Origin of the sequence: Pantoea sp. SIMBA_079, assembly GCF_046940275.1 — a bacterium.
GTDB classification, from domain to species: domain Bacteria; phylum Pseudomonadota; class Gammaproteobacteria; order Enterobacterales; family Enterobacteriaceae; genus Pantoea; species Pantoea borealis.
The window spans coordinates 1-262 of the sequence record NZ_JAWRYR010000484.1; the positions used below are offsets into that span (position 1 = coordinate 1).

General features: G+C 54.6%; 1 protein-coding gene. It reads right to left on the minus strand.

Features of this window, described 5'->3' with window-relative positions; genetic code table 11:
- Positions 1-262, minus strand: a 262-nt coding sequence (locus SB719_RS20890) for an AAA family ATPase (RefSeq protein WP_412159853.1), incomplete at both ends; no start/stop codon positions are given.

The window sequence follows — 262 nt, forward strand, 5'->3', positions numbered from 1 at the left end:
TGTGGGACAGGCTGGATATCGGATCATCAATGACTGTAATGGTCCTCCCAAGATCGACAGCACCGCCCTCAGCCGTGTCCGATCCCCCAAGGCATTCCAGGTAGTAGAGGAAGGAAATGAGGGTCTTCTCACCCTCACTCAAAGACTTCATGTCGCCTTCGACCTGGCCGGGACGTGCCAAGCAATACAAGTTTCCCTCGCCCGCCTTTCTGGCAATGGAATAGGAGGCGATTCCCATCCGTGTGAGGCGAGTATTGATCTT